The organism is Myxococcus sp. AM011 (genome assembly GCF_013372595.1).
GTDB classification, from domain to species: Bacteria; Myxococcota; Myxococcia; order Myxococcales; family Myxococcaceae; genus Myxococcus; species Myxococcus eversor.
On record NZ_JABXEM010000054.1, the window covers coordinates 41,022 to 48,127 of the forward strand.

Here is a 7,106-nt window from a genome sequence, read left to right on the forward strand (position 1 = left end):
GGGGACATCCATGTATGCTCCACCCCGCATCCATGGGCCACGTCCACATCGTCCGAGACCTTCCCTCTCCGCAAGAGGGCTTCTCCCGCACCGTGCGCATCTACACGCCGGATGCGTATGACTCGATGCCCTGGCATCGCTTCCCCGTGCTCTACATGCACGACGGGCAGAACGTCTTCGCGCATCCCGAGTCCGCGCTCTTCGACACCTGGTGCGCCAACCTCGCGCTCGAGCAGGGCGTGGACGAAGGCCACCTGGAGCCGTGGATCATCGTCGCGGTGGACTCCGGCACCGGGCGCCTCCAGGAGTACTCGCCCTGGGACGACTCCCACGGCAAGGTGAAGGCGCGCGGCGAGGCCTATGGCCGCTTCCTGGTGGAGCACCTCAAGCCGCTGGTGGACCAGAACTACCGCACGCGCGAGGGCGCCGAGTGGACCGGGGCCATGGGCTCCTCCCTGGGCGGCCTCATCTCGCTGTACCTGGGCTGCCGCTACCCCCAGGTGTTCGGCCGCATCGGCGCCTTGTCCCCCACCGTCATGTGGAGCGACGGCCGCCTCTTCTCCGAGTGGGGCACCCACCCCCGCCGCTGGACGCGCATCTACCTGGACGCCGGCGCCCAGGAGTTCATCCACGCGGATGGCCTCCCGCTCAACTACGGCGAGGCCACGCGCGCCTTCTACGAGCACCTCAAGGGCCTGGGCTACGCCGACCACGAGGTGTCCCTCGTGCTGGAGCCCGGGGGCGAGCACCACGAGAAGGACTGGCAGCGCAGACTGCCCACCGCGATGCGATGGCTGCTGACGTGACGGCCGGCAAGCACGTCCCGCTCGAACACCGGTTGGTCTACGTCCAGGTCGTCGAGGGCCTCATCCAGCACGGCCTCCAGGGCCGCATCTCCCCTCGCCTCAAGACGCGGCTGAGTCAGGTCGGCCTCGACGTGGACCGACCCCTGCTGCCCGCCTACTCCGTGCTCATGTGGCAGCAGTGCCTGCGCGTCATCGCCGAGGAGACCTGGCCCGGCATGTCCCTGGAGGAGTCCTTCCGTCGCCTGGCCGCCGCGCACGTGGAGGGCTACGGCCGCACCCTCATCGGGCGCGCCGTGTATGGCGTCATGCGGCTGCTCGGCCCGCGCCGGCTGGTGCAGCGGATGCCGCAGACGTTGCGCGGCACGGACAACTACACGGAGGTGGAGCTCGTCGAGAAGGGCCCCACCACGTACGAGATGCGGATGAACTCCGTGCTCGACTGCCCCGGCTATTCGGAGTCGCTCTTCGAGCACATGATTCGCGTGGGCGGCGGCGAGTCCCCCCAGGTGACGACGCTGTCCGTGGAGGACGGCCACACCACGTACCTGCTCACGTGGACGGAGCGCTGACGGCGGCTAGGCCGTGGCCTGGATGAAGCGCACCGAGTCCCGCATCGCATCCTGGTCCGTGTGGCGGCTGAGGTACATCTCCTCGCCCAGGAGGCTGTGGTAGATGGGCGGCAGCTCGCGGTGGAGGATGAACGCGGACCCGAGCCGCTTCACGACCTCCTCGTGCGTGTGTTTGTAGCGACGGCCGTGACGGCGCGCGCTGTGACAGATGTGGTAGCGCGGCGTGTAGCGGAAGTCCGCCACCGGGTCCCCCGTCACCACCCGCGCCCAGAGCCGGTACACGTCGATGTCGCACGTGTAGTTCATCATGTCCGGCATGAAGCCACCGGGAGGCCGCAGGTTGGCCTCCAGCACGACGAAGCGGCCATCCGGCAACCGGAAGAACTCCAGGTGGAACCAGCGCTCGCGCAGCCCGAAGGCGGCCACCACCTGCCGTCCGAGCACGTCCAGCGCGGGGGGAATCTCCAGGTGACTCCAGAAGGAGATGTCCCGCCGCTCCACCACCGTCTCCATGCCTCCGTCGCTGTACTCGTGGCTGAGGGTGAAGACGATGACGCCGTGCCGGTCGACGATGCCGTCGTAGGTGACGATGGTGCCGCGCACGAAGGGCTGCGCGACATACGTGGTGGGCAGCGGGTGGGCCAGGGCGGTGTCCACGTCCGCGTCGCTGGAGACCTTGAAGGTGTTGGCCGCGCCCACGCCCACGTCGGGCTTGAGCACCAGCGGATAGCCCACGCGGCTGGCGAACTCCTTCACCTGCGCGGCGTCGCGCACGCGGATGAGGTCCGGGTGGGGCACGCCCGCCTGATGGAAGACCTGCGCCATGCCTGACTTCGAGCGCATGCGGTGGATGTCCGCCGGCTGGAGGCCAGGGACGTGGAAGTCCTCGCGCAGCCGGGCCTCCACCTCCAGCCAGGACTCGTTGAGCGAGTCGATGCGCTCCAGCCGGCCATGTCGCCACGTGAGGTAGCCGGCCGCGCGCGTGAGGGAGTCTTCGTCATGCAGGCTGGGGACGAAGTAGTACTCGCGCAGGTTGTCGCGCAGCTCGGGGCGCAGCGACTCGTAGGCCGCGTCGCCGATGCCCAGCACCGTGACACCCCGCTCGCGCAGCGCGGTGACGAAGTGGAAGAAGTGGGACGGGAAGTGCGGAGAGATGAAGACGAAGTTCATGGCTCCTCGGGGCGACAGTCCCGGTACCCATGGACCATAGCGCGATGCGCGCCCGCGCCCAGTTCCTTGTCACGGGCCCCCTGCCCTCCCCAGGAGGTGCCCGCCGGACCCCAGCCTGGACCCGGAGCGGGCACCCCCACGAGGGAGGCCCCCTTCAGCGCAGGTGCGTGAAGACGCGAGGGGACGTGGGCCACTCCACGTCCGGAGCCGGCAGCACGCACATCGCGCGGGTGCCTCCCGCCCAGGGCACCCACCCCGTGCCGAGCATCAGCCGACTGGACACACACGGCCCTCGGAGCATCGCCGCGCAGCCCGCGCCTTGCCTCACCATGTCCCCCATGGCCACGCGCAAGAGGCGCTTCTGCTCCACGCGAGGCACCGAGTCGTGGAAGGCGAGCAGGTCCACCATGGCGATGGTCAGCGGCCCCCGGGCATTCATCTGGAGCGTGTAGTAGTTGACCAATCCCCGCACCACGCCGTCCCGCTCCAGGACGAGGGTGTGGGGCACGTCCCGGTACTGGAGCTGATGCGCGAGCCGCTCGGGAGTGTAGCCGTACCCCAGGCTCACCGGCTCCGTCATCCGCTCCACCAGCGCCATGCACGCCGGCAGGTCCCCCGGGCGATAGGGCCGGACACCTTCCTCCGTGTCCACGGACGGAGCGCCGCCGCGCAGCCACGGCCGCGCGAGCGTGAAGAGCGCGCGCTCGGCCGCTGTCGTCGACCAGCGCGCCACCGCCGCCGCGTCGAAGACGTGAAGCCACAGGCCCAATGCGCCAAAGGTTCGCGTGCCGGCGGTCTTCTTCCAGAAGCGCTCCCCCGCGCTGCCATCCGCCAGACAGCCCAGCATCATCGCGGCCCCGCGCTCGCGCTGACGCGAGGCCATCGTCTCCGCCAGCTTCTTCCCGACGTCCATGCCACGGAACGCGGGGTCCACGCTGAACCAGCTTCCGTACGTGCCCTCCACGGCGCGAGTCCCCAGCCGGAGCCGGATGGGCTCCGCGAACAGGACCCCCGCCAGCTTCCCGCCCGAGTACGCAGCCAGGCGGTATTCCCGCGTCGCGAGCCTGTTGCCGAAGAGAAACCAGTCCAGCATGCGAGGCTGGAAGTCCGTCAGCGGCCCCCGCGCCGCGTAGTACGTGCCCCAGACGCGGTTGACGAAACGGGACGCATCCACCGCGTCCCCCTCGTAGGTCCGCACCTCAACCATGCAGGCGCTCCGGCGGAGCGGGGACGGCGGCGGGCTGCGCCGGATGTGGACCGAACAGGTGCGTGTAGAGCGCGCGGGTGGAGGGCGTCAGCGCTTCCCATTCGGGGAGGTGGATGCGCTCCTCCGCCACGAGGACCTTGGAGTAGAGCGCCTCGTAGACGCGCTTCACCTTGCCGGGGGCGATGGCATCCACGTCGAAGGCGGGCACCAGGCCCACCAGCTTGAAGCCCTGGTTCTCCGCGTTGCGCTGCGCGCGCGCCGTCTTCAGCGTGGAGTAGTAGAGCACCACCTCCGCGCCGATGTTGCGGCCCACGACCTCCAGCGCCGCGGTGCCCAGGAAGCCGATGCCCAGCCCGCGCCGCGAGGGCTCCAAGACGCCCAGGGCCGCGGAGAGCTGCAACCCGCGCACGTTCCGCTCCATCGTCAGCAGGCCGATGATGTCCCCGCTCGCGCGGTCCCGCACGAGGATGCCGTACAGCGAGCGGTCCGGAGACCCGCCTCGCAGGAAGAACTCCCGCTCGTAGAACGAGGGCTCCAGGTGACGGCTCTCCGTGCCGACCCGGATGTCCGGGTACCAGCTCTCCAGCAGGGCCGTCAGCCGAGGGAGGTCCTCCCGCGCGAGCTGCTCCGCGGAGCAGCCCTCCGGTGTTTCAATCCCCGACAACATCTCCTCGAGACTCCGCCAGCGCATCAGGTCCATGCGCGCCACGGTAGGGTGCGCGGCAACGGAGCAAAGGGCCTGCACGGCGCAAACGCAGCGCGTCTGTTTTTGAGGAAGCAGCGGTGGCTTTGAACCGTGGCGTGCTCCACAGGCCGCACGTCGCGGAGTGGGCACCCGTGGAGCCAGGCCGATTCGTCGCGCGGAGGGCTGTCGTCGGGTCGACGGGCACCGTGCCTCACGGGGCCCTGCCCGGGAAGGAGGGCCCCACGTGGCCTGTCGGACGTGGACACCGCTCCTTCGGGCAGGCGGGGTGGCGACCGTGCCCGGGCGGGGACATGACGCGAGGGAGCGGACCGACGTATGAAATGGGTGTCGCGCCCACCCGTTGGGGACAGGGAGCGATTCTTGTAGGAATACCCAGGTGAGCCCCTCATGACTCTCGGCGGACCCGTGACTTCCTCGCCCGGCCCCAAGCCCGCGCTCGTCCCCGCGCGCCCCGCCTCGCAGTGGAAGCTGCCCACCGTGCTGCAGCCGCACTCGAGCCTGCTCACCAACTACCTGCTCGGCTCGCTGCTGGCGGGGCCGGGGTTCCCCATCCTCGCGCTGCTGCGCTACTTCAAGTTCCACACCCTGCGCTACGAGTTGGACGAGGAGGGCATCACCATGCGGTGGGGCATCCTCTTCCGGCGCGAGGTGTCCCTCACCTATGCGCGCATCCAGGACATCCACCTGTCCAGCCATGTCGTGGAGCGGTGGCTGGGGCTCGCACGCATCCAGATTCAGACGGCGAGCGGCAGCGCGCAGGCGGAAATCACCATCGAGGGCATCCAGGACTTCGAGGCGATGAGGGACTTGCTCTACTCCAAGATGCGGGGCACGCGAGACAGGGGCACCGCCGAGGCGAAGTCCTCCGCGCTGGCGTCGGGCGAGTCCGAGGCGCTGACGTCCGCGTTGCGCGAGGTCGCCGCCGAGGTCCGCGCGCTCCGGCAGGAGTTGGGCGCGCGCACTGCGAAGGAGCAGGCGGATGAGTGACGTGCCCCACGCGTGGCTCCTGCGGTTCCTGAAGGTGGACTCCGAACCCCAGCTTCCGGAGGGCACTGTGCGCGTGTTCCGCGCGGCGCCCCAGTATCTGAGCTACCGACGGGTGTTGCTCGGCTTCAAGCACGTGCTCGCCATCGTGGGCGCGGTGATGGCCTGGGTCTTCCTGGGCCGGATTTTCGCCAACGTCCTGCGCGGCCTTCCCGCCACGGCGCTCGTGACGAGCATCCTCTTCGCGGTGGAGGTCGTGGCGTGGCTGGGCTTCCTGGTGCTGGTGGTGCCGGTGAGCTTCTTCGTCGTCCGGCTCGACTACGAGCTGCGCTGGTACGCGCTGACGGACCGGAGCCTGCGCGTGCGCGAGGGCGTCATGTCGCTGAGGGAGAAGACGATGACCTTCGCCAACATCCAGCAGGTCTCCATCCATCAGAACCCCATCCAGCGGGTGCTGGGCATCGCCGACGTGAAGGTGGAGACAGCGGGCGGAGGCAGCGGCTCTCGCTCCAGCGAATCGGACACGGACACGCAAGAGCACCTGCATGAGGCCCGCTTCCGGGGCGTGAGCAACCCCGAGGCGATTCGCGACGCCATCATGGAGTGCGTGCGGCGGCACCGGGACACCGGCCTGGGAGAGCCCTCGGAGCTCGCCACGCGCCCGGAGTCCGGAGCGGCGGCACCGTCGACGCTGGAGGCGGCCCAGGAGCTGCTGACCGAGGTGCGCGCGCTGCGAGGCGCGCTGGCGTCGGGCGAGTCGGCGGCGCGCGTGACACCTCGGGCGTCGTGAGCCGCACCCGCGCGAGGGCGTGAGTCGGGGGCGTCAGCCGAGCCCCTGCACCACGCTTCGCGCGGACAGGTGCATCCCACGAAGCGCTTCGCCCGAACGGGCCCACGCCCACGCTTCGCGCGGATGGGTGCATCCCTCGCGTCGAGCCCCACGGACAGGTACTTCGTTCAGGGCACCAGACGTGAAGAAGCCCGGTCGGCCATGAGGGCCGCCGGGCTTCTTCCGCGAGGTCAGGTGACGACTACGCGTTGGGGCGAATCATCGACACGTCGAACTGGCGGCCGACGACGTTGCCCGTGCGGGGCCCCGGGCGGTTGAGGCCGCCGGTGTTCTCGTCCACGTAGAAGCGGTTGTTCGGGTTGGTGTCCGCGCCACGGCTCTGGTTGCGCGTCGCCGGGTCGTTGAACGTGTAGTAGGCGCGGCCCTGCTGGTCCACGCCACGACCGGTGATGACGACGAAGTGGTCGGTGATGCCGTCGGCGTTGCCCACGTTGCGGTCCGAGCGGTGGTTGACGCCCACGACGACCGGCTTGCCCGCGGCGAGCTGCTGGTCGATGTAGTTGCGGCCGCGCTCCGCCGCCTGGCGGTCCACGGTGATGCCGTTGGGGCCCTCGTTCGTGGCGACCTGGATGCGACGGGAGGGGTCCGTCACGGTGGCGCCACCCTGGCGGGCCATCGCGGTGGCGGCGCGGAAGCACGCCTTGTCACCGGCGCGCTCCACCTGGCCGGCGTCGTACTGGCTGATCCACGGGGTGCGCGTCTGCACCGCCGCGCGGTCGGTGCTCGCCGCGACGCGCTCGGTGTCGTTGAGGTTCGTCGGCGTCGCGCCGTTCGTGGTGGTGGGGCGCTCGGAGGCCGGGCGCGGCGTGGGGGC

Annotated in this window: 7 protein-coding genes and 1 pseudogene; 4 read left to right on the forward strand and 4 right to left on the reverse strand. The window is 70.1% G+C overall.

What is annotated here, in order from left to right; translation table 11 throughout:
• The first annotated feature begins 32 nt into the window (after positions 1-32).
• Positions 33-806, forward strand: a complete 774-nt coding sequence (locus tag HUW62_RS14075; protein ID WP_163863846.1) for an alpha/beta hydrolase — start codon at positions 33-35, stop codon at positions 804-806.
• Positions 803-1,375: a TIGR02265 family protein gene (locus tag HUW62_RS14080; RefSeq protein WP_368670410.1), complete on the forward strand. Its 573-nt coding sequence runs from the start codon at positions 803-805 to the stop codon at positions 1,373-1,375. The genes HUW62_RS14075 and HUW62_RS14080 overlap by 4 nt, the downstream gene beginning before the upstream one ends.
• Before the next feature lie 6 nt (positions 1,376-1,381).
• Here HUW62_RS14080 and HUW62_RS14085 read toward each other — a convergent pair whose 3' ends face one another.
• The 3 genes from HUW62_RS14085 to HUW62_RS14095 form a co-directional block, all read right to left on the reverse strand.
• Positions 1,382-2,545 carry an acetyl-CoA carboxylase biotin carboxylase subunit family protein gene (locus HUW62_RS14085; protein ID WP_176434744.1) on the reverse strand — a complete coding sequence of 388 codons (1,164 nt, stop codon included), beginning with the start codon at positions 2,543-2,545 and terminating at the stop codon, positions 1,382-1,384.
• Positions 2,546-2,699: 154 nt separating this feature from the next.
• The gene (locus tag HUW62_RS14090; RefSeq protein WP_176434745.1) at positions 2,700-3,752 is read right to left on the reverse strand and encodes a GNAT family N-acetyltransferase; all 1,053 of its coding nucleotides are present in this window, start codon (positions 3,750-3,752) and stop codon (positions 2,700-2,702) included.
• Positions 3,745-4,452, reverse strand: coding sequence for a hypothetical protein (locus HUW62_RS14095; RefSeq protein ID WP_255203416.1), 708 nt, complete (start codon positions 4,450-4,452; stop codon positions 3,745-3,747). The genes HUW62_RS14090 and HUW62_RS14095 overlap by 8 nt, the downstream gene beginning before the upstream one ends.
• A gap of 393 nt (positions 4,453-4,845) precedes the next feature.
• On the opposite strand from HUW62_RS14095, the gene HUW62_RS14100 reads away from it, so the two are divergent.
• Together HUW62_RS14100 and HUW62_RS14105 are read left to right on the forward strand one after the other, a co-directional pair.
• Positions 4,846-5,445 carry a PH domain-containing protein gene (locus HUW62_RS14100; RefSeq protein WP_176434746.1) on the forward strand — a complete coding sequence of 200 codons (600 nt, stop codon included), beginning with the start codon at positions 4,846-4,848 and terminating at the stop codon, positions 5,443-5,445.
• Positions 5,438-6,232, forward strand: coding sequence for a PH domain-containing protein (locus HUW62_RS14105; RefSeq protein WP_176434747.1), 795 nt, complete (start codon positions 5,438-5,440; stop codon positions 6,230-6,232). The genes HUW62_RS14100 and HUW62_RS14105 overlap by 8 nt, the downstream gene beginning before the upstream one ends.
• A gap of 241 nt (positions 6,233-6,473) precedes the next feature.
• On the opposite strand, the pseudogene HUW62_RS14110 reads toward HUW62_RS14105, so the two are convergent.
• Positions 6,474-7,106: pseudogene (locus HUW62_RS14110) on the reverse strand (peptidoglycan-binding protein LysM); the annotation flags it as partial.

Bases quoted from the DNA above. Each gene is read 5' to 3' on its own strand.
- HUW62_RS14075 (WP_163863846.1), top strand. From the start codon at position 33: ATGGGCCACGTCCACATCGTCCGAGACCTTCCCTCTCCGCAAGAGGGC.
- HUW62_RS14085 (WP_176434744.1), bottom strand. From the start codon at position 2,545: ATGAACTTCGTCTTCATCTCTCCGCACTTCCCGTCCCACTTCTTCCAC.
- HUW62_RS14090 (WP_176434745.1), bottom strand. From the start codon at position 3,752: ATGGTTGAGGTGCGGACCTACGAGGGGGACGCGGTGGATGCGTCCCGT.
- HUW62_RS14095 (WP_255203416.1), bottom strand. From the start codon at position 4,452: ATGGACCTGATGCGCTGGCGGAGTCTCGAGGAGATGTTGTCGGGGATT.
- HUW62_RS14100 (WP_176434746.1), top strand. From the start codon at position 4,846: ATGACTCTCGGCGGACCCGTGACTTCCTCGCCCGGCCCCAAGCCCGCG.
- HUW62_RS14105 (WP_176434747.1), top strand. From the start codon at position 5,438: ATGAGTGACGTGCCCCACGCGTGGCTCCTGCGGTTCCTGAAGGTGGAC.